Consider the following 20,935-nt stretch of genomic DNA (forward strand, 5'->3'; position numbering starts at 1 on the left):
AAGGACTGATAGCTCGGTTCCGTTATCTTTCCGAAAATACTCTTTCGTGGCGGAAAGCATTCAACGTCAATATGCTTTGTGAATTTGCTTCGGCGGTAACTCCATCTGCGGTGGGAGGGAGTAGTTTGATTGTTCTTTTTCTGAATAAAGAAGGAATTAATGCCGGACGAAGTACTGCATTGATGATTTCCTGTCTCTTTTTAGATGAATTGTTTTTGGTGATAGCCTGTCCGCTGGCATTGTTATTCTTTCCGTTTTCCGAGTTATTTGGAACTATAGCTGTTTTCTCTGAAAGTATCAAGTTGCTATTCTTTGTTGTATATGGAGTGGTAACAATCTGGACTATTTTATTATATTTGGCATTATTTCATCGTCCCGAATGGGTAAAGCATTTGCTGATCAGTGTTTTTCGTTTGCCGTTACTTCGTCGTTGGAAGAAAGCAATTGAAGAATTGACGGATAATTTAGTGGAAAGTTCTCATCAAATCAGTGGCAAACCTTTTGTATTCTGGCTGAAAGCGTTCGGGTTGACTTGTAGTGCCTGGGTTTCCCGTTACCTGGTGGTGAATGCATTATTGTTTGCTTTTACTACGGATGGAAGTCAATTAGTTGCTTTCGTTCGTCAGCTTATCTTGTGGGTTGTGATGACTGTCAGTCCTACTCCCGGTGGAAGTGGAATTAGTGAATATATGTTTCAAATATATTATGTAGACTTTTTCTCTGTTTCGGGAATGGCGTTGGTTGTTGCTTTTGTCTGGCGTATCATTACTTATTATATGTATTTGATTGTTGGGGTTTGTATTATTCCAGGATGGTTAAAGAAGTTCAATTTTTAAGATTTTTGAAATATTCTTGAAAAAAAATTGTAGCTTACATGCGTTATCTTTGTAACAGATAAAAAATAAAAGGAGGAAGAGATATGGATGACGATCTTTTAGAACAAAGAAATCGATATGCTATGATTGGAGCATTAATGATCATTATTAGCTTTATGTTTTTATTCTATATGGGTAGTTCAATGGTCAGTGCAACAAAGAAATATCTGGAACAGGTACAAAAGATAGAGATAACTTGCCAGTAATTGTTATTAAGTAGGTAAGTTTTTTTATCTATAATTCATTCTATTGTTTTGTCGGTAGGACGGAAAATCATTATTTTTGCTTAATGATAAATCAAAAAGATGATGGAAGAAAAAGAAAGACCTTGGAAAACAGTCAGTAGCAAATATTTATTCCGTTACCCTTGGCTGACTGTACGCTGTGAAGATATGTTGCTCCCTAATGGAAATCATATTCCTGAATATTATATTCTGGAGTATCCGGATTGGGTAAATACTATTGCTCTAACCAAAGAAGGCAAATTCATTATGGTTCGACAATATCGTCCGGGAATTGGGAGATATTGTTACGAACTTTGTGCGGGAGTTTGCGAAAAAGAAGATTCTTCTCCACTAGAATCTGCCCAACGTGAATTATGGGAGGAAACCGGATACGGAAAAGGAAACTGGCAAGAATACATGGTGATCTCCGCTAATCCAAGTACACATACTAATTTAACACATTGCTTTCTCGCTACGGATGTGGAATTGATTGATCATCAACATCTGGATGCTACAGAAGACTTGACAGTACATTTATTGACACTGGAAGAAGTAAAAACACTGTTGGAGAATAATGAAATAATGCAAGCATTGAATGCTGCTCCACTTTGGAAATATATGGCCAATATATAATTTACATGCATATTGGATATTTATGAATTCTCTCTCTATGCTTTAACTCTCTCTCTGCATTTTAAAAAAGAAATTTATCTGCCATCTTACACCAATTTTTATATATCTGTTTGATATATAAAGGTTTAATGGTGTGTAAGATACTGTTGCAGATCGGTGTAAGATCATTTATCTTACACACTTTATATTGTTTCTATTTGAAGTTGTTTGGTTAAACTTAATAATTCTTGTATCACTTATTGAAGACTTCGCTATTGCATTGTTTCTTTTTCAATATTGTTCCAAGATATTTTTAATGCTTGAAACAGAGTGTTCTAAGCTATAGAACACTCTGTTTCAATTTAGCAAAACACTTTGTTTCGATATGGTGAACGCTTAGTTTCAAGGCGTGAAACAAAGTGTTTCAAATATCGGAACTAAAAGTTTCAAGTGTTGAAACACTTTGTTTGTAGGCTTGAAACTATTCGATTGACCGTATTTAGGTTACGAATTGAACTATAAGTTTGATGAGTTGCTAAAAGTAGTTGTTTTTAAAAAGCTACTTTGAGCCAGATAATTGGCATTGTTAGCATAGATAAATATGACACTCCCGTCTTTGATTGTATTAATAATAGGTTTTGTCACAGTTTGCGGAAGTGCGGGACATCCGAAGCTTCTTCCCAACGCCCGGAAGCAATCACAGAAGGATTGGCATAAGCAGCCCCATGCATTACAATCGCACGTTCTTTCGCCTTATCGTTGATACCTTTTTCCAGTCCGTTGAGAATAAGTGAATATCCGTTTTTCCCCTGATAAGTGTTTTCTGTCAGATAAAAGCCCAATGAACTTTTGTAAGAACCAGTTTGATTGGAAAAAGAAGTAGCATAATTTTCTCCACTATTTTTCCCATGAGAGACAACAGAACTATACAGAAGCTCTTTCTTGTCAATGTCAAAAACATAAAGTCTTTTTTCAGTGGAAGGTTTAGAGAAGTCGATCAATGTTAGTATTGGTTTTTTCTTTCCTTGGATTCGGTTGTAACCTGCTACTGCTTGACGAAAGGCGATAAAATTGACTGTACCTGCCAATCCCATTTCTTCGTAAAGCTGTTCGCCTGCTGCCAATTCCGATACGGGAAGAGAAGAAAGTACAGAATTATCTTCCTATTTGTGTTAGAAATATGGCTGAGCGGGAAAAAAAGAAGTAAACAACTTAATGCGATTTTCTGAAACATGATAGATATTCTATAAAAAACGATGTGGCAAATATAGGAAAATTTATTCCAATACAAAAATAATCGTCTCATTTACAGGCGCCCAGTCGAAAATAAACTTGGCATGTGAGGTCGCATTTCGTACACACATATGTGATCTTGGAGTGGTCCCCAACGACCAACTGTATTCTATTTGAGTAGTGCGTGGTGCATTGACAGGCACTCCGTGAATATAAGCTCCGTCAGTGAAACGGCTGGCATAAGGGGCATATCCTCCTGTTTCTATCGAGCCATCTTTCAGAAATATCATTTTAACCTTCTTTTCTTGTAGTACAAACATTCCTAAAGGAGTCTCTTGCGCATATGGTGGGCGATGGAGTCCTGTGGTAGAAGGGTTCATACTGCGGATCAGCCATTGTCCTTCTCCTGTGCGTTCTAAAGTAGCGATATTCTGATTGTGGCGGTCCACAAAAATAGCTTTATTAAATACAATCGTATCACCGATCACTTTTACATACCTTTTAGGAACCATCCATTCATCTCCTGTGAATATGGGTTCCACTCTGACAAAGTTTGCCCCATCTTCCAGAAAACGTGTCAGTTCACCGTCCTGTCCGTAACGTTCGGGTATAAGCGTATCTGTCAGTAGATAAAGAGGGATGGATTGATAACGTTCCACTCCCAGCGTATCTGCTATACGTTTATAAGCATTTCTTTTATAACTTTTTACGAGCGGTGCTTCCCCATTCCTATTTTTATAATTCTGAAGAATAGCCCATCGTGATGGTTGCAACTGTATCGTTTCGAGTAAAGCAAGACGTTCTTTGATCTTATCCCATTGGAAGTTACGAGTTGTATCTTTGTAAGGATACGTATCTTCCAGTGTATATTTGTCATACAGTAATTCTTTGCTGACATGGATATCTTCTGCGGTAATTTTCTTGATAACAGGTATTTCAATAGTGTCCTGTTTTACAGAATCAGTCGGTGGTATCTCGACAGTAGAAACATTTCCTGTCCGAGAAGTACAGGAGTAGAGTACGCAGAGGGCAATGAATATGCCGATTCCTATTTTCTTCATAATCATACAGTGCATTTATAAGCTCGTTCACGAATATACGTTATTATAAGGAATAATCCACTTCTTTTGTTTAAAAAGTATGGAACAAATATACTTTTTGCCAGTCGAGCCGAATGGACGGTCATTTTGTCAGTCCATTTCTGCCAAACAAACATTATTTTACTTTGGCACACTTTTCGCAATGTCTTTAGCGTCCCGCCCGTTAAAAAGGCGGGTGGCTTTTAATTATAAATGTATAACAATATAAAATCAAAAAAACTATGAACATTAAACCGTTAGCAGACAGAGTGCTTATTCTCCCTGCCCCTGCAGAAGAAAAAACAATTGGTGGTATTATTATTCCTGATACAGCAAAAGAAAAACCTTTGAAAGGTGAAGTTGTGGCAGTAGGTCAGGGAACAAAAGACGAAGAAATGGTATTGAAAGTAGGCGATACAGTTCTTTATGGTAAATATGCCGGAACAGAACTCGAAGTTGAAGGTACCAAATATCTGATTATGCGTCAGAGCGATGTTGTCGCTATTTGGGGTTAATTAAAATAGTAAACTATAAATTTTAAAATTGTAAATATCATTATGGCAAAAGAAATATTATTCAATATCGATGCCCGTGACCAACTGAAAAAAGGTGTCGATGCGTTGGCAAATGCAGTAAAAGTAACACTTGGCCCGAAAGGACGTAACGTTATTATCGAAAAGAAATTTGGTGCTCCACACATTACAAAAGACGGTGTGACAGTAGCAAAAGAAATCGAATTGTCGGATCCTTACCAGAATACCGGTGCACAACTGGTAAAAGAGGTTGCTTCTAAGACTGGTGACGATGCAGGTGACGGTACTACTACTGCAACTGTTTTGGCTCAGGCCATCATAGCTGAAGGCTTGAAAAACGTAACTGCTGGTGCAAGTCCAATGGATATCAAACGTGGTATTGACAAGGCTGTTGCCAAAGTGGTAGAATCAATCGAAGGACAAGCTGAAACTGTAGGTGACAACTATGACAAGATTGAACAGGTTGCTGCTATCTCTGCAAACAATGATCCGGTGATCGGTAAATTGATCGCTGACGCTATGCGTAAAGTTTCTAAAGACGGTGTGATCACTATCGAAGAAGCTAAAGGTACTGATACTACCATCGGTGTAGTAGAAGGTATGCAGTTCGATCGTGGTTATTTGTCTGCTTACTTCGTAACAAATACAGAGAAGATGGAATGTGAGATGGAGAAACCTTACATCCTGATCTACGATAAGAAAATCTCTAATCTGAAAGACTTCTTGCCTATCCTCGAACCGGCTGTACAGTCTGGACGTCCTTTATTGGTAATTGCAGAAGATGTAGACAGCGAAGCATTGACTACGTTGGTTGTAAACCGTCTGCGTTCTCAATTGAAGATCTGTGCTGTGAAAGCTCCGGGCTTCGGCGATCGTCGTAAGGAAATGTTGGAAGATATCGCTATCCTGACAGGTGGTGTAGTTATCAGCGAAGAAAAAGGTTTGAAACTGGAACAAGCTACTATCGAAATGTTGGGTACTGCTGATAAGGTTACTGTTACTAAAGATTACACTACAGTTGTAAACGGTGCTGGTGACAAAACTGCAATCAAAGAACGTTGCGCTCAGATCAAAGCTCAGATTGAGGCTACTAAATCAGATTACGACCGCGAGAAATTGCAGGAACGTCTGGCTAAATTGTCAGGTGGTGTAGCTGTACTTTATGTAGGTGCTGCTTCTGAGGTAGAAATGAAGGAGAAGAAAGACCGCGTAGATGATGCATTGCGTGCTACTCGTGCTGCTATCGAAGAAGGTATCGTTGCTGGTGGTGGTGTTGCTTATATCCGCGCTATCGACGCTTTGGAAGGTATGAAGGGTGACAATGCCGACGAAACAACAGGTATTGATATTATCAAACGTGCTATTGAAGAGCCACTTCGCCAGATTGTAGCTAACGCTGGTAAAGAAGGTGCAGTCGTTGTTCAGAAAGTACGTGAGGGCAAAGCTGACTATGGTTATAATGCTCGTATGGATGTTTACGAAAACTTGCATGCAGCAGGTGTAGTAGACCCAGCTAAAGTTACTCGTGTAGCTTTGGAAAATGCAGCTTCTATTGCAGGTATGTTCCTGACAACTGAGTGTGTGGTTGTAGAAAAGAAAGAAGAAAAACCTGAAATGCCGATGGGTAATCCCGGAATGGGGGGCATGGGCGGAATGATGTAATATCGTTCTTCTTTAGAATAACATATAAAAAAGTTAGAACCGCTTTCTTTGTAAAAGGAGGCGGTTCTTTTTGTCTCCCTGCCAATACTAAGATTATCTATCTTTTCTTTCTTTGTCTATTTATCTGCATGTATAAAAACGTTATGTCTGCAAAGTCAATCATAGTAAAGACTACATGTTAGAATCTTGCATGATTTTCTCGGTCAGGGAACTGCCTTGGTAGGAGTATTGAATCTTTTCTGTATGTCTTCAGACAAATTCAAACCTCAACTGGAAATAGATTGGTGGGTATTGCAGCCATGGCGTTGTGTCTATCTGTGGATAGGTAAAATTGTACTTTTTGAGTTACTATTTATTCGGCTCTGGCTGAATTAGCTGAAATTTCTCATTATACAATCCGATCAGTAAGCTTTGTCCTTTTCCATTTACTTTCAATCCCCCGTAAACGGCGTTTTCATAGACATCAGCTTGTCCTTCTTCAAAAAAGAAAGATTCTGCTCCGAAGAATAACCGGAAATCAACTACTTTATATTTGATAGCCAGCTCATTTCCTGATATAGGTTCCAGATTTTCTTGCAGGCGAATGACTTGCCCCACTTGGTTACTGTCTGTTTTCAGAATTGCGTACCCATGTGTCGGTGTATTCTCCTGTAACAGTCCCGATCTTGCTTCCTGGTAACTGAGTTGCATATAATCTCCTTGCATCAGGGAACGGGGATCGACTGGAGCTAAATGTAATAATACCAGTTGGCCGTTTTCCAGTATCTTTTCCTTCTGATAAATAGACCAATTGAAATAACCTAATAGAAGAATCAGGTTTACGATAATCAGTATCCGGCTATATTTTTTCATGTTTCGTTCTTTTTTGAGTGAAGTAATACCAAGCTGCTAATAAAGCGATTCCTGTGAAGAAGAGAGTGATTGACTTCAAGAGTAGATTTAGATTCAAATCATAATAGTATTTCGAAATAGCATAGATGAATAGCAAGAGTGCGAAGGCACACTCTGTCCGATAGCCATAATAGAAACAAATCAGGATGAGAAGCAGACTACCTGACAGATAGGGAGCAAACAGGGTAGGCAGGCAGATGATGAGACACAGAGCATAAACTCCTGTTTGTTTGGCTATCGACTTTATTTCCATCACTTCCATAATTTTGCGGACAGTGATAAGAATTCCTATCCAGATGGCAACGGATGATACCCAGAAAAAGCCGACATCGATTATCCAGGAACGGATGGATAATATGGCTAATAATGCAATGCAAGAGACAAATAATCCAGCATGAAATGGTCTGTATTTGACAAGGTGATTCTTAAAAACGGGAGAGACTTTTGTTTCGTATATATTTGTCAGAAGAAAGGCTGCTAATATAAGTATCATTCCTATTTCCAGTAGCTCCCATGAGAAAGTTAGCTGGGCTATTTCTCCAAGGAACGCAAAAGCGAACAATATAACTGAAAGGAAGGGGAGGATGAAACCTTTTGAGAATAGAAAGGTAAGGACACTAATTATCATCAGAATGATAAAAAGAAGTACCAAGTTCTGGAATAAGCCGTAGCCTAATAGGAAAACTCCAGCTACATAGAGGGTGATGTTCATGGCGTCTAGAAAAGAAGCTGTAGAACTTCGGTTGATGAGCAGTGTAGCAACAATTAGTATTACTCCTGTTATCATTGCAGATAGTTCCGTATCAATCATTGAGGATACAAACATAAAACCTAATAAGAATATAGCAGTCAGAATTCCTCCTATGATTGACAGGGCTTGGATTGTCAGACTATTATTTTGTACCATACCATTTCTTTTTTAAATTGAGTACTGTATATATAAGTAAAGTAGTTCCGGTAATAACTATAAGTCCACTCAGAAAAAATAATGCTGATTCATTATGTAAATTGCTGCGGATTATAAACAGGAATAATAAAATCATCAGTATGGCAAAAGGGATGGCAGAGAGATAGAATAGATTCTTCTGTTTCCAGCCCAAATATAGTCCGAACGGGAATAGAAGGAGCGCGTTGATTAAAGGAAAGATGATCATATTTTCATTATTGTCCATGGCAATGATTATTTGATAACTGGCATGGATGATGGTGGCTACGGACAATAGACGGATAAACCAGTCATTATGTGCTCCTAGTTTTCCTTTCATTTTCATCCATTCGGCCAGTATTGTAGCCAAAGCGCATATCCATGTGACAGCATTGGTCAGTAGGGCTACTTCGAGAATCTGATTGGGAACTATTTGCAGAGCATATAGCCATAAGGTGACACAAAATAACCCCAAAAAGGTGAACCAAAGTGGTGCAAAACGGATGGCGATTGCCCAAAGGAGTGTAAAGAGTGTCCATCCCAGAAATAGATCGTACGCATCAGCTCCTGTTTGATAGATTTGCCCGAATACGGCAAAAAGAGTACCTATAAGAAATGTAGCTCCAGTAAGTAAGATTTGTTTAATGAGTATATTCCATCGGGTAAAAACAGCCAGCAAAACAGAGACTGTTAATAGCACTTCTATGATTCCCAATTTAGCAAATTTGGATAAAGTATCCCAGTTATAGGCAAAGAAAAAAATAATACCTGCTATGGTGAAGCCAATACCGGCAGCTAGTAAAAAGATGGAAAGAAATTGATTCCATTCTTTTTTATTTGCGTACATCGATTGGCGGAAGGGAGATGAAAAGTCCGGTTTTTCCATGTGTTTCTCTTTTTGATGATTATACAAACATAAGAAAATAAAATGATTATATACAAAGAAACATTTAAAAAAGGTATAATCTACTTGATGGTATATGAAACATCAGGCAAACTATACCTTAATTAAACAAATAGTAAATCGCTTCTCCTTTAAAATACTTCTCTGATATGTTTATAATTTGAATTAATCGTATCAATGACTTCTTGTGTACGTCCGTTAATCAGCAGTTTATACATTGATTGTGCAAAACCGACCATTTGCCCTAACTCAATTTTAGGAGGCATGGCAAGTGCGTTCGGATCTGTCATAATATTGATCAGTACCGGACCGTCAATTTCGAAAGCATTATATAAAGTAGTCAATACTTCTTCCGGATCACTAACATTAAACCCTGTCATTCCCATTGCTTCTGCACTTGTGCAAAGTTGGGATTCAGCATATCTGTTTGCCAGTCCGGTAGGCCATCTACTTCCATTTCTAATTTGACCATACCCAAAGAGCGGTTGTTGAATACAATGATTTTAATAGGCAATTTATATTGGACAACAGTTTGCAAGTCTCCTAATGTCATTGATAATCCCCCATCTCCGCATAATGCTATAACCTGCCGTTCGGGGCATGCTAAAGCTGCTCCAATAGCTTGTGGCAGAGCATTTGCCATCGAACCATGATTGAAAGAGCCCAACATATGACGTTTACCTGTTGCCTGTAAGTAACGTGCTCCCCATACACAAGTCATTCCTGTGTCTACAGTGAATATTGCGTCATCCGAAGCCAGTTTATCAATCTCCGACATTACATATTCCGGATGAATCTTATTAGTTTCTCCTTTGTCTTCTGTGTAGGCGGCTAAATCTTTTTTTACTCCTTCATACCGCTTTAACTGTTTTACAAGAAATGAATCATTGGTTTTAGGGTTTAGCATACGTAATAATGCCTGGATAGTCATCTTAACATCTCCACAAAGTCCGATTGCTAATTTGGCACGACGTCCCAGACGCTCAGGTTTGATATCAATCTGTACTATTTTGATGTCATCGGGAAGGAAAGCTGAGTAAGGGAAGTCAGTACCTAACATCACAAGTACTTCAGCTTCATGCATACTGTAATATCCTGAAGGCATTCCCAATAATCCTGTCATTCCCACTTCATAGGGATTTTCATATTGTACATCCATTTTTCCTTTGAAAGTATATACAACAGGTGCATTCAACTTTTCAGAAAGAGCAATCACTTCTTCATGTGCTCCTCGACAACCGATACCACAGAAAAGAGTGATTCTCTCATGTTTATTTAGCAAATCGGCTAATTGTGCCAAATCTTCCTCTGCAGGACAGATTTCAGACTTAGTGGGATAAGCATGTGTGGAAGAGTCTACAGAGGCGGAAGTAGCTTTAGCCAAATCTCCGGGAAGTCCGATCACTGAAACCCCTTTACGCGTAATGGCTGTTTGTATAGCTGATTGAAGTATACGAGGAAATTGTTTCGGTGTAGTTGCCACTTCATTATAATAACTGCAATCATTGAATAGTTTGATTGTATTGGTCTCCTGAAAGTATTCTGTTCCGAATTCGTAGGTAGGAATTGCTGAGGCAATGGCAATAACAGGTGCACCTGATCGTTGTGCATCATATAGTCCGTTAATCAGATGGACATGTCCGGGACCACTGCTTCCGGCACAACATCCTGGGTGACCTGTAAGCTGTGCCTCTGCTCCTGCTGCGTAAGCTCCGGTTTCTTCGTGCCGAACGTGTATCCACTTTATCTTATCGTTTTTTCTAACTGCTTCATTTACTTCATTCAAACTGTCTCCGGTAACTGCGTAAATTCGTTCTATACCGGTAGCTGCTAATGTTTCAATCAGCTGATCTGCTATTTTCTTTGCCATATCTTTATTGATTATTGATGGATGATTGGAATAATAACAGATATTTATTAAGAAAAGTTCTACTATAACATATGCTGATAAACCTATCTTGAGAGAGTAGATCTCTGTTTTTGTGTTAAAAGGAGTTTTGTAACAGTATTTTAGTAAAAACGGATAAACAATTGCAATATCAATTGGTTATTTTTACAGGTGAAATTGTAACTTAATGTTTTAACCTATAAAATTTTTAGTATAAAATGGATAAAAAAGAAATTGGGCTGAATGCAGGTAAGGTTTGGCAATTGTTAAGTAATAATGAGAAATGGGGCTATGGAGTTCTGAAAAGAAAGTCTGGGCTAAAAGATAAGGAATTAGGTGCCGCCTTAGGCTGGTTGTCCAGAGAAAATAAAATAGAGTTTGACCAATGTAGTGATGAACTATATGTTTATCTTTGCGTGAATGTTTATATAGGATAAAAGAAGCATATCTGAAAATAATTCTGTTACTTTGCATTCCGAATAAAAAAGCGAAGTAATAATGAGAAGTTTTGCCTCTGATAATAATTCTGGAGTGCATCCGCTGGTAATGGATGCGTTGAACCGGGCAAATATGGACCATGCTTTGGGGTATGGTGATGATAAATGGACAGAAGAAGCTGTTTGTAAGATCAAGGAAGTTTTCACTTCCGATTGTGAACCGTTGTTTGTATTTAATGGGACAGGTAGTAATGTGGTTGCATTACAGTTAATGACTCGTCCCTATCATTCTATTTTCTGTGCTGAAACTGCCCATATTTATGTAGATGAATGTGGCTCTCCGGTGAAGATGACAGGTTGTCAGATTCGTCCTATCGTTACGGTCGATGGAAAACTGACTCCTGAACTCATGCAGCCTTATCTTCATGGTTTCGGTGATCAACATCATTCACAACCCAAAGCTCTTTATATATCTCAATGTACTGAACTCGGAACAATTTATACTCCTGAAGAATTAAAACGACTGACGGACTTTGCCCATCTGAATGGTATGTATGTCCATATGGATGGAGCAAGAATAGCGAATGCCTGTGCGGCACTGAATCTTTCTCTTCGAGAATTGACCGTAGATTGTGGAGTGGATGTTCTTAGTTTTGGTGGCACTAAGAATGGTTTGATGATGGGTGAGTGTGTTATTGTGTTTAATAAGGATTTGCAGCGGGAAGCTCGTTTTATTCGGAAACAGTCGGCACAATTGGCTTCAAAGATGCGTTATCTTTCTTGTCAGTTTACTGCATATCTGACTGATGACCTTTGGTTAAGAAATGCAACTCATGCTAATGCTATGGCAGCAAAACTTTATCAGGAATTGAAGAAGTGTCCGGATGTTATTTTTACGCAAAAAGTTGAAAGTAATCAGTTGTTCCTGACAATGCCCCGCCCTCTTATTGATCGAATGTTGCAATATTACTTCTTCTACTTCTGGAATGAAGAAAAAAATGAAATTCGTCTGGTGACATCTTTTGATACAACTGACGAAGATGTGGCTGAATTTATACGACTTTTCAAACGTTAAAAGAGAAAAATAGAACAACAAAAGCCTTTGTAATCGTGTTTTAATAAGAAGTTTAGAATTAATTTTGTCCCAGACTTCTCTTCTTTTTATTATATATGAACCCTAGGCTAAACAGATATATATTTTTAGTGCTGCTATTATTCAAACAAACGATTTTAAGCGCACAAATAAATTCTACTCCATTAGAACAACCGATAGATTCTGTTGTATCTGTTGCCGATTCTATTCCGGGCAGTCGAAGCTTTTTTAAAAACTTCTTGATTACTTTAATGATGCCAATAAAGAAAAGAAAAATAAGAAGTTCGACTTTAGTGTGATAGGTGGTCCCCATTATTCTAGTGATACCAAGTTTGGTTTGGGATTGGTAGCCGCAGGTTTGTATCGTACTGACCAGAATGATAAAAGTTTACCTCCTTCTAATGTTTCTCTTTACGGAGATGTCTCTACAGTTGGGTTTTATCTATTAGGGATACGGGGGAATCATTTGTTTCCTCGAGAGAAATATCGCTTGAATTATAATCTTTATTTTTATTCCTTTCCCAGTTTTTATTGGGGACAAGGATATGATAATGGAGCCAATTCGGCAAACAAAAGTGACTATAAGCGTTTTCAGGCCCAGGTGAAAGCAGATTTTATGTTCCGTATTGCCAAGAATCTATATGTGGGACCAATGGCAGTATTTGACTATATTGACGGGCGTGACTTTGAAAAGCCTGAACTTTGGGAAGGAATGGCAACGCGGACGACTAATGTAAGTCTGGGGCTTTCTTTACTTTATGATTCACGTGATTTCCTGACTAATGCTTATCGAGGATATTATTTAAGAATTGACCAACGGTTTAGCCCGTCATTTTTGGGTAATAAATACGCATTTAGCAGTACTGAATTGACTACCAGTTATTACCATACGGTATGGAAAGGAGGAGTATTAGCTGGACAGTTCCACACTTTACTGAATTACGGTAATCCTCCTTGGGGACTAATGGCAACTTTGGGAAGCTCTTATTCAATGCGTGGCTATTATGAGGGACGTTATCGTGATAAGTGTGCGATGGATGCTCAATTAGAACTCCGGCAGCACGTGTGGAAAAGGAATGGGGTAGCTGTATGGGCAGGAGCGGGAACGATATTCCCTAAATTTTCCGGTTTCACTTCAAAGCATATTCTTCCTAATTACGGCTTTGGTTATCGTTGGGAGTTTAAGAAAAGAGTAAATGTACGTTTGGATTTAGGTTTTGGTAAACACCAGACCGGATTTATTTTTAATATAAATGAAGCTTTTTAAGAATATAAAGAAATGGATAGAAAACCAGGAACACCTATTTTATATGTTCTTGATTATATTGATAGTGCCTAATGTTGTTCTTTGTTTTACAGAACCGTTACCGCTGATGGCAAAAATATGCAATGTGTTATTGCCTTTTGCTTGTTATTATGTGCTGATGACTTTATCTCGGAATTGTGGGAAAATGTTGTGGATTTTATTCTTATTTGTTTTTTTCGGAGCTTTTCAGATTGTATTACTTTACTTATTTGGACAGTCGATTATCGCTGTCGATATGTTTCTGAATTTGGTAACAACCAATTCTAGTGAAGCACTGGAATTACTTGATAATCTGATCCCTGCTGTTATTATAGTGATTGTCCTTTATGTTCCGGCATTGGTATTGGGTATGATTTCAATCGTTAAGAAGCGAAGGCTTTCTTTAGAATTTATACGTAGGGAACGGAAAAAAGCTTTTATTGTTTTGGGTATTTCACTTATTAGTCTTGTGGGGGCTTATATACAAGATTCCCGTTATGAACTGAAATCGGATTTGTATCCGGTGAATGTATGCTATAATGTAGCATTGGCCATTCAACGGAATGCATTAACTCAAAGTTATCATGAGACATCAAAGGATTTCTCATTTCACGCTCAGAGTACACATCCGGAGAATGAGCGAGAAGTGTATGTCATGGTAGTAGGTGAAACCTCCCGTACCTTGAATTGGCAACTATACGGATATGAAAGGGAGACGAATCCGAATCTGTCTAAGCAGTCGGGGCTAATCGCTTTTCCAAAAGTGCTGACGGAATCGAATACTACTCACAAAAGCGTACCAATGCTGTTATCAAATATAACAGCCTGTAGTTATGATTCCATTTATCATCAGAAGGGAATCATAACCGCTTTTAAAGAGGCAGGTTTTCAAACTGCTTTTTTCTCTAATCAACGCTATAACCGTTCTTTTATTGATTTCTTCGGAATGGAAGCTGATACCTTTGATTTTATTAAAGAGGATTCCGTTGGCTTAACGTATAATCCTTCTGATGACGAATTGTTGAAGTTGGTAGAGCAGGAATTAGCCAAAGGGGCGAATAAACAGTTTATTGTACTTCATACGTATGGATCACATTTCAATTATCGCGAACGCTATCCATCAGAGAGTGCCTTTTTTACTCCGGATTATCCAGCTGATGCAGAACGAAAGTATAGGGATAATTTGATAAATGCGTACGATAATTCAATTCGTTATACGGATGGCTTTCTGGCACGACTGATTGGTCTGTTAGAAAAACAGCAAGTGAATGCGGCAATGATCTATACCTCAGATCATGGGGAAGATATTTTTGATGATTCCCGCCATTTGTTTTTGCATGCTTCACCTGTTCCTTCTTATTATCAACTTCATGTACCTTTTCTAGTCTGGATGTCCGAAAGTTATCGGACAACATATCCGAAACATTGGGAAGGACTTATAAAGAATCGGAATGAAAACATTTCTTCCAGCGGCTCTTTCTTCCCTACAATGTTATATTTAGGAGGAGTGGAGACTGCTTATCGGGATGATTTGCAATCAGTGGCAAATCCACTTTATACGATGAAACCGAGGGTATATCTGAACGATCATAATGAACCCCGTCCCTTGCATGATTTGGGTATGAAAAAGCAGGACTTTCAGATGTTGAAACAGAAGGATATTAACTACTGATAAATTGTGCTAAAATAGACATCAAAAAGACCTGTTGGTGTGTTATTTGCGGTATGAATAATAAACGATTAAATTCATAAAACATGGCTTATATAGATTATTATCAGATTCTTGGGGTGGATAAGAGTGCTTCTCAAGATGATATTAAGAAGGCCTACCGCAAGTTAGCCAGGAAGTATCATCCTGACCTGAATCCTAATGACCCAAGTGCAAAGGATAAGTTTCAGCAAATCAATGAAGCCAATGAAGTACTAAGTGATCCGGAAAAACGTAAGAAATACGATGAGTATGGCGAACATTGGAAACATGCTGATGAGTTTGAAGCACAGAAGAAGGCACGACAACAAGCAGGAGGCTTTGGTGGCGGCGGACATGGCTTTGGCGGATTCGGTGGTGCCGGACAAGGTTTCACTGATGGTGATGGAAGCTATTGGTATTCGTCCGGTGGTGATGGCTTTTCTGGTGGTAATGCCAGTGGTTTCTCCGACTTCTTTGAATCGATGTTTGGGCAACGGGGCAGAGGACAAGGTAGTAATGCCGGATTCCGCGGACAGGACTTCAATGCTGAACTTCATCTATCACTTCGTGATGCGGCTCAAACTCATAAACAGATTTTGACCGTTAATGGAAAACAAGTACGTATTACTATTCCTGCCGGTATAGCCGATGGACAAGTCATTAAACTGAAAGGTTACGGTGGTGAAGGTGTCAATGGCGGACCTGCAGGAGATCTGTACATCACATTTGTGATTGCCGAAGATCCGGTATTCAAACGGTTGGGGGATGACCTGTATGTTGATGTGGAGATAGACCTTTACACTGCTGTATTAGGTGGTGAAAAACTGATTGATACATTGGATGGAAAGGTGAAATTGAAGATTAAACCGGAAACTCAGAATGGAACGAAAGTCCGTTTGAAAGGTAAAGGATTCCCGGTCTATAAGAAAGAAGGACAGTTTGGTGACTTGATTGTGACCTATTCTGTCAAGATTCCTACAAACTTGACAGATAAACAGAAAGAATTGTTCCGTCAATTACAGAGTATGAACTAAAATGAATGAGCACTATGCAGACCGAATTAATTATTGTCAGTGAATACTGTCACAAATGTCATATTGAGCCTTCATTTATAGATTTGTTGGAAGAAGGTGGTTTGATTGAAGTACGTGTCGAAGATGGTGAGCATTATTTGCTCGTGTCACAACTTCCTGAGGTGGAGCGTTATAGTCGTATGTATTATGACTTATCCATTAATATGGAAGGTATCGATGCTATTCATCATTTGCTGGAAAGAATGGAAGATATGAGACGTGAACTAGATTCACTTCATAAACAACTTTTGCTGTATCGGGAACGTGAAATCGAAGATATCGATTGGTAATAAAATGAAGCCTTTGTTTGATGGAAACGGAGGAGTTATTTATAGTAAACAGAGGCTCTGATTCATTTGAATGGGAGTCTCTGTTTTTTGTGTTTATTCTTGTACCCGTTAATTAGTTGATGTATGTACAAATTTCTTCCAGATAATGCGCATCTGTTTCATCGAAACTGTTCAATATATTACTGTCGATATCGAGTACTCCAATGACCTTTCCTTCCTTGACAATTGGTATTACTATTTCTGATCTAGATTCGGAACTACAAGCAATATGACCAGGGAACTGGTCTACGTCAGGTACAATTAGTGTACGCACTTCTTTCCAAGCAGTACCACAGACTCCTTTGCCGTAACGGATGCGTGTACAAGCTATAGGACCTTGAAAGGGACCAAGTACAAGTTCATCTTCTTGTATCATATAAAAGCCTACCCAGAAGAAATCGAAAGTCTGCTTTAATCCAGCTGCCAAGTTTGCGAGGTTAGCTACTCTATCTGTTTCCGTACTTACTAACGAATATAGTTGTGGAAGTAATTCCCGGTATTTCTCTTCTTTACTTCCCGTTTTGACGAATAAATTTTCTGTCATATACTTAGTTTACTTCTTTTTACGATTAAGGATGTCTTTATTTAGAAATTTGGATAGTTGATAAAATTGCGTTAAGATCGTTCATCGCTTCCGGATCACTGAGATGTATGACAAAAGAGAAAGTTCTTTTTTTGTTTTCCTGAAAATAATATAGGTGTATCTGCTTCATCTTCTCACCAGGTCTGCCGGGAGCATCCAGACTCATTAAGTTAATCGTTTGAGTCATGGGCAAACCAGCAATATTAACATTGGTTTGCTGATAGTCTGCTGAAGGTTTTCCTTCTTGGTCTGTGGGCAGGCTTAGTGATAATTCCTTTTCATATTCAAATTCTTTCTGAGTATCGTAAACAAAGCTGGTAATAATAAGTTGATTTGCTCCGTTTAGCAATCGAAGCAAAGGAGGATCAACATTGGGAGCCATACCTTGTGTGCCTGTTATCTTTTGCCAGTTACTGGGATATTGACAACTGAATTCTTCTACCGCACCATAATAAGTTAGCCAGGTGTCATTGTCTGTAATAGGGAGGTAGGTGGATAAATGACGGGAAGGTGAATTACTTTGGGAATCGTCAGTTGAATATCCTTCCCCATTTCCTTCTTCTAATTCTCCGTTAAAATAGGCTTCCACAATACCACTGTCCCATTCATTTCGGATTTCCGGATAGATAGGAGGGACATTTTTGCAAAGTATCAGAAAACTGAATAGGAAAATGCTGAATATGCCAAGTTCTCCGACAATAGAAATCGTTTTTTGAGCTTCGGATTTTTCAAATCGGTACCCTACTACATAGATGATTCCTAATAGAAAACCACTAAGTAAACCTCCGATATGTGCTGCGTTGTCTATTCCGGCTTGCAGTCCATAGACAAGATTGTAACCTACAAAGATAAGAATGCTGGTTAGTAATGCTTTTCTTTTTCCTTTTTCTATGCGGTGAAATAGCAGGAAAGCCAGGAAGATACCATAAAGTCCGAAAATAGCTCCTGAAGCTCCGGCGCTGATAGTTTCACCATGCATATAAAGACTGAAGACAGCCGAACAAAGTCCTGTCAGTAAGTAGGAAACGAACATACGGCGTGTACCTATTAATTCTTCTAGCCAAAGTCCGATATACATGAAAGCGTACATATTCATCAGAAGATGAAACACTCCGATATGTATAAAATTGCAGGTTAATGTACGCCACCAGTCTCCAGTGAGAGTAAGAGGACCGAAATCAGCTCCCCATTTAAGTAATGAAAGCGTGGAAGGCTCCATTATTCCCACTCCTGAAGCTATCATTATGATGAATACCAATATATTAATATCAATAAGAATGGGGGTTGCGAGAAATCTCTTACGTGGAATGAAGAAATATAAGAGAGATGATTTTTTCTCATTCTCTAGCAAGTACGCCTGTTCTTCTTCGGTAAGTGGGCGGTTGAAGTCTTCTTCTAACTTTTGGACTTTCTCTTCGAATTCTTCCGGAGTTAGTGTTGATTTCACTTTTTCCATTGCTTCTTGTAGCTTCTGTATATTTTTCCTGTTTTTACCGTAATCTACGAATTGTATGGAAACACATTGGCTGTGGACTGCTACTTCTCCTTCGCTAGTATCATTGATAGTAAGAATCACTTCTTCTCCATGTGAATGTAGTCCCATTGGAACTTCAAACAGAATTCCTTCGGGAGAGACTTCTTCAATATTCCATTTTAATTGTAGGGAAGCTTCAAGTGCTAGTATTAAGATTTGTGTGTTACTCAGTCCTGAGAAATGTAGTTTAACGTCGTATGAAGGCTTGAGTTTAAATGCCATAAGTCTTTTTTGTAGTTAGATTAGATCGTATTATTTTTCTTCACACAAAAGTAAGGAATAATAGTGAAACATGATAGAAATTAAGAAGGAATATAAAAAAGCATCCGCTTCATGAGAAGGGATGCTTTTTAGGTTGTTTATCTATTTTCGATTATTTCTTGTAGAAAGCTAGTTCTTCCTGATCGAAGTTTTTGATAAAGTTAGTATGTTTCTCTATTTCTGCTTCAGCATAGTTCAAATATACATGTGCAGATTTAGCAAATAGTTCCGGTGCTTTACTTGCATCTTGGATTAATAAGTGGCACATAATACAGTCTGCCGCCATTTCCATAAGTCTGCGAGCTGTGAAGTCAAGTAGTTCCTGGTTTTGAGTCTCTTTTACGAGATTGGTGCAAGCTTCAAATTTATCTGCCATCTTTTTCAGGCTAGACATTAACGGTTCCATCTCGGGTGAACAAGGAATAGCTTCAAATTCGCGGATCGTTGTAATATAAGAGCCATTTGTCACGTAACGGATAGCAGCAACTGTCTGTAACTGAGTTGTACCTTCATAGATACTTGTTATACGTGCATCACGATAAATGCGTTGGCAAGCATATTCCATCATGAAACCTGAACCACCATGAATTTGAATACAGTCATATCCGTTTTGATTGGCATATTCTGAGTTCATACCTTTTGCTAATGGAGTAAAGCTATCAGCCAATTTTGCATATTTCTTCTGTTCCTGGCGTTCTTCCGGGGTTAGTTTGCGTTCGCGGGCAATGTCGTCTAATGCTTTGTAGATGTCTACATAGCGGGCTGTTTGATACAATAGTGCACGTCCTGCATCCAATTTACCTTTCATGATAGCAAGCATATCATATACAGCCGGGAATTCAATAATTGCTTTACCAAACTGTTTACGGTCTTTAGCATAAGCTAATCCTTCGTTATATGCAGCTTGACTCAGACCTACAGATTGTGCGGCAATACCCAAACGCGCACCGTTCATCAGTGCCATAACGTATTTGATCAAACCGAGTTTGCGATCACCACAAAGTTCAGCTTTTGCATTCTTATATACTAATTCGCATGTGGGAGATCCATGGATACCGAGTTTGTTTTCGATGCGACGAACATTTACACCGCCCTGACGTTTGTCATAGATGAACATAGACAGTCCACGACCATCTCTAGTTCCTTCTTCCGAACGTGCCAATACCAAATGAATGTCAGCGTCACCATTTGTGATAAAACGTTTTACACCGTTCAGCAACCAGCAACCATCCTTTTCGCTATAAGTAGCTTTCAACATAACCGATTGAAGATCAGACCCTGCATCTGGTTCTGTCAAGTCCATAGACATTGTTTCACCTTCGCAAATACGTGGGATGAAACGGCTGTGCTGATCGGGATTACCAAATTCATACAATGTTTCGATACAGTCTTGCAAAGACCAGATATTTCCGAAACCGGCATCTGCAGCTGCTACGATTTCCGCGCACATAGTATAAGGAGTAATCGGGAAGTTCAAGCCACCGAATTGACGGGGCATAGTCATACCGTTCAATCCTGCTTTTACCATAGCATCTAGGTTTTGCTTAGTTCCTGATGCATATTCTACACGACCATTGGCACAATGAGGACCTTCTTCATCTACGCCTTCAGCATTGGGAGCAATGATTTCGCCAGTAATCTCTCCTGTGATTTCCAATACCTTATCATAAGAGTCTATAGCATCTTCGAAATCGATTGGAGCATAGTCAAATTCATCTTTATCTCTGTAATTGCGTTCTTTAAGTTCGCAAATACGTTTCATCATCGGATTGTTCAAGTGATACTTGAGTTCCGGTATTTCTGTATAAAAGTTAGCCATCTTTC

17 protein-coding genes and 3 pseudogenes are annotated in these 20,935 nt (G+C 38.7%); 11 read left to right on the plus strand and 9 right to left on the minus strand.

Translation table 11 applies throughout. The annotated features are described in order from the left end of the window. The 3 genes from JCM17102_RS16435 to JCM17102_RS16445 all read left to right on the plus strand — a co-directional run. On the plus strand, positions 1-836 hold an 836-nt coding region (locus JCM17102_RS16435; RefSeq protein WP_025075946.1), incomplete at its 5' end, for a lysylphosphatidylglycerol synthase transmembrane domain-containing protein. Positions 837-919: 83 nt separating this feature from the next. Then, positions 920-1,081 (plus strand): hypothetical protein, encoded by a 162-nt coding sequence (locus JCM17102_RS30970; protein WP_168770328.1) that lies wholly within the window; start codon positions 920-922, stop codon positions 1,079-1,081. 102 nt (positions 1,082-1,183) lie between these two features. After that, positions 1,184-1,732, plus strand: a complete 549-nt coding sequence (locus JCM17102_RS16445; protein WP_025075947.1) for an NUDIX hydrolase — start codon at positions 1,184-1,186, stop codon at positions 1,730-1,732. 495 nt (positions 1,733-2,227) lie between these two features. Here the strand turns inward: JCM17102_RS16445 and JCM17102_RS28035 are convergent. Continuing rightward, positions 2,228-2,945: pseudogene (locus JCM17102_RS28035) on the minus strand (murein L,D-transpeptidase catalytic domain family protein). A gap of 43 nt (positions 2,946-2,988) precedes the next feature. Beyond that, positions 2,989-4,005: a L,D-transpeptidase gene (locus JCM17102_RS16455; RefSeq protein ID WP_025075948.1), complete on the minus strand. Its 1,017-nt coding sequence runs from the start codon at positions 4,003-4,005 to the stop codon at positions 2,989-2,991. A gap of 260 nt (positions 4,006-4,265) precedes the next feature. Between JCM17102_RS16455 and JCM17102_RS16460 the strand changes: the two genes are divergently transcribed. Next, positions 4,266-4,538 (plus strand): co-chaperone GroES, encoded by a 273-nt coding sequence (locus tag JCM17102_RS16460; RefSeq protein ID WP_025075949.1) that lies wholly within the window; start codon positions 4,266-4,268, stop codon positions 4,536-4,538. A 42-nt stretch (positions 4,539-4,580) separates the two neighbouring features. Further along, on the plus strand, positions 4,581-6,218 hold the full coding sequence (gene groL, locus JCM17102_RS16465) for a chaperonin GroEL (RefSeq protein WP_025075950.1): 1,638 nt from the start codon (positions 4,581-4,583) through the stop codon (positions 6,216-6,218). Positions 6,219-6,566: 348 nt separating this feature from the next. Here the strand turns inward: groL and JCM17102_RS16470 are convergent, their stop codons facing one another. The 4 genes and pseudogenes from JCM17102_RS16470 to JCM17102_RS28040 form a co-directional block, all read right to left on the minus strand. Next, entirely contained in the window at positions 6,567-7,070 is a 504-nt protein-coding gene (locus JCM17102_RS16470) for a GDYXXLXY domain-containing protein (RefSeq protein WP_025075951.1), read from the minus strand. Continuing rightward, the gene (locus JCM17102_RS16475; RefSeq protein WP_025075952.1) at positions 7,057-8,016 is read right to left on the minus strand and encodes a DUF4401 domain-containing protein; all 960 of its coding nucleotides are present in this window, start codon (positions 8,014-8,016) and stop codon (positions 7,057-7,059) included. The genes JCM17102_RS16470 and JCM17102_RS16475 overlap by 14 nt, the downstream gene beginning before the upstream one ends. After that, positions 8,003-8,920, minus strand: a complete 918-nt coding sequence (locus tag JCM17102_RS16480; RefSeq protein WP_025075953.1) for a DUF2157 domain-containing protein — start codon at positions 8,918-8,920, stop codon at positions 8,003-8,005. Before JCM17102_RS16480 ends, JCM17102_RS16475 begins: the two co-directional genes overlap by 14 nt. 149 nt (positions 8,921-9,069) lie before the next feature. Beyond that, positions 9,070-10,808 (minus strand): annotated as a pseudogene (locus JCM17102_RS28040) (thiamine pyrophosphate-dependent enzyme). A gap of 236 nt (positions 10,809-11,044) precedes the next feature. Here JCM17102_RS28040 and JCM17102_RS16490 point away from each other — a divergent pair. From JCM17102_RS16490 to JCM17102_RS16515, 6 genes and pseudogenes are all read left to right on the plus strand, one after another. Continuing rightward, positions 11,045-11,263, plus strand: coding sequence for a winged helix-turn-helix domain-containing protein (locus tag JCM17102_RS16490; protein WP_025075954.1), 219 nt, complete (start codon positions 11,045-11,047; stop codon positions 11,261-11,263). 61 nt (positions 11,264-11,324) lie between these two features. Beyond that, positions 11,325-12,338 carry a threonine aldolase family protein gene (locus JCM17102_RS16495; protein ID WP_025075955.1) on the plus strand — a complete coding sequence of 338 codons (1,014 nt, stop codon included), beginning with the start codon at positions 11,325-11,327 and terminating at the stop codon, positions 12,336-12,338. A 95-nt stretch (positions 12,339-12,433) separates the two neighbouring features. Continuing rightward, a pseudogene (locus JCM17102_RS28045) lies at positions 12,434-13,623 on the plus strand (BamA/TamA family outer membrane protein). Then, positions 13,610-15,313 (plus strand): phosphoethanolamine transferase family protein, encoded by a 1,704-nt coding sequence (locus JCM17102_RS16505; RefSeq protein WP_025075956.1) that lies wholly within the window; start codon positions 13,610-13,612, stop codon positions 15,311-15,313. The pseudogene JCM17102_RS28045 and the gene JCM17102_RS16505 overlap by 14 nt, the downstream one beginning before the upstream one ends. A gap of 83 nt (positions 15,314-15,396) precedes the next feature. Then, positions 15,397-16,365, plus strand: coding sequence for a DnaJ C-terminal domain-containing protein (locus JCM17102_RS16510; protein WP_025075957.1), 969 nt, complete (start codon positions 15,397-15,399; stop codon positions 16,363-16,365). Between the two features lie 14 nt (positions 16,366-16,379). Next, positions 16,380-16,694, plus strand: a complete 315-nt coding sequence (locus JCM17102_RS16515; RefSeq protein WP_025075958.1) for a chaperone modulator CbpM — start codon at positions 16,380-16,382, stop codon at positions 16,692-16,694. A 112-nt stretch (positions 16,695-16,806) separates the two neighbouring features. On the opposite strand, the gene msrC is transcribed toward JCM17102_RS16515, so the two are convergent. The 3 genes from msrC to JCM17102_RS16535 form a co-directional block, all read right to left on the minus strand. Continuing rightward, positions 16,807-17,277: a free L-methionine (R)-S-oxide reductase MsrC gene (gene msrC / locus JCM17102_RS16525; protein WP_025075959.1), complete on the minus strand. Its 471-nt coding sequence runs from the start codon at positions 17,275-17,277 to the stop codon at positions 16,807-16,809. Positions 17,278-17,314: 37 nt separating this feature from the next. Continuing rightward, complete coding sequence (locus JCM17102_RS16530; protein ID WP_025075960.1) at positions 17,315-19,072, minus strand: rhomboid family intramembrane serine protease; 1,758 nt, start codon at positions 19,070-19,072, stop codon at positions 17,315-17,317. 151 nt (positions 19,073-19,223) lie between these two features. Then, entirely contained in the window at positions 19,224-20,930 is a 1,707-nt protein-coding gene (locus JCM17102_RS16535) for an acyl-CoA dehydrogenase family protein (RefSeq protein ID WP_025075961.1), read from the minus strand. Positions 20,931-20,935: the final 5 nt, after the last annotated feature.

Origin of the sequence: Bacteroides faecichinchillae JCM 17102 (assembly GCF_000614145.1) — a bacterium.
Classification (GTDB): domain Bacteria; phylum Bacteroidota; class Bacteroidia; order Bacteroidales; family Bacteroidaceae; genus Bacteroides; species Bacteroides faecichinchillae.

Coding starts and splice junctions, on each gene's coding strand:
- JCM17102_RS30970 (WP_168770328.1), top strand. CDS start 920: ATGGATGACGATCTTTTAGAACAAAGAAATCGATATGCTATGATTGGA.
- JCM17102_RS16445 (WP_025075947.1), top strand. CDS start 1,184: ATGGAAGAAAAAGAAAGACCTTGGAAAACAGTCAGTAGCAAATATTTA.
- JCM17102_RS16455 (WP_025075948.1), bottom strand. CDS start 4,005: ATGAAGAAAATAGGAATCGGCATATTCATTGCCCTCTGCGTACTCTAC.
- JCM17102_RS16460 (WP_025075949.1), top strand. CDS start 4,266: ATGAACATTAAACCGTTAGCAGACAGAGTGCTTATTCTCCCTGCCCCT.
- groL (WP_025075950.1), top strand. CDS start 4,581: ATGGCAAAAGAAATATTATTCAATATCGATGCCCGTGACCAACTGAAA.
- JCM17102_RS16470 (WP_025075951.1), bottom strand. CDS start 7,070: ATGAAAAAATATAGCCGGATACTGATTATCGTAAACCTGATTCTTCTA.
- JCM17102_RS16475 (WP_025075952.1), bottom strand. CDS start 8,016: ATGGTACAAAATAATAGTCTGACAATCCAAGCCCTGTCAATCATAGGA.
- JCM17102_RS16480 (WP_025075953.1), bottom strand. CDS start 8,920: ATGGAAAAACCGGACTTTTCATCTCCCTTCCGCCAATCGATGTACGCA.
- JCM17102_RS16490 (WP_025075954.1), top strand. CDS start 11,045: ATGGATAAAAAAGAAATTGGGCTGAATGCAGGTAAGGTTTGGCAATTG.
- JCM17102_RS16495 (WP_025075955.1), top strand. CDS start 11,325: ATGAGAAGTTTTGCCTCTGATAATAATTCTGGAGTGCATCCGCTGGTA.
- JCM17102_RS16505 (WP_025075956.1), top strand. CDS start 13,610: ATGAAGCTTTTTAAGAATATAAAGAAATGGATAGAAAACCAGGAACAC.
- JCM17102_RS16510 (WP_025075957.1), top strand. CDS start 15,397: ATGGCTTATATAGATTATTATCAGATTCTTGGGGTGGATAAGAGTGCT.
- JCM17102_RS16515 (WP_025075958.1), top strand. CDS start 16,380: ATGCAGACCGAATTAATTATTGTCAGTGAATACTGTCACAAATGTCAT.
- msrC (WP_025075959.1), bottom strand. CDS start 17,277: ATGACAGAAAATTTATTCGTCAAAACGGGAAGTAAAGAAGAGAAATAC.
- JCM17102_RS16530 (WP_025075960.1), bottom strand. CDS start 19,072: ATGGCATTTAAACTCAAGCCTTCATACGACGTTAAACTACATTTCTCA.
- JCM17102_RS16535 (WP_025075961.1), bottom strand. CDS start 20,930: ATGGCTAACTTTTATACAGAAATACCGGAACTCAAGTATCACTTGAAC.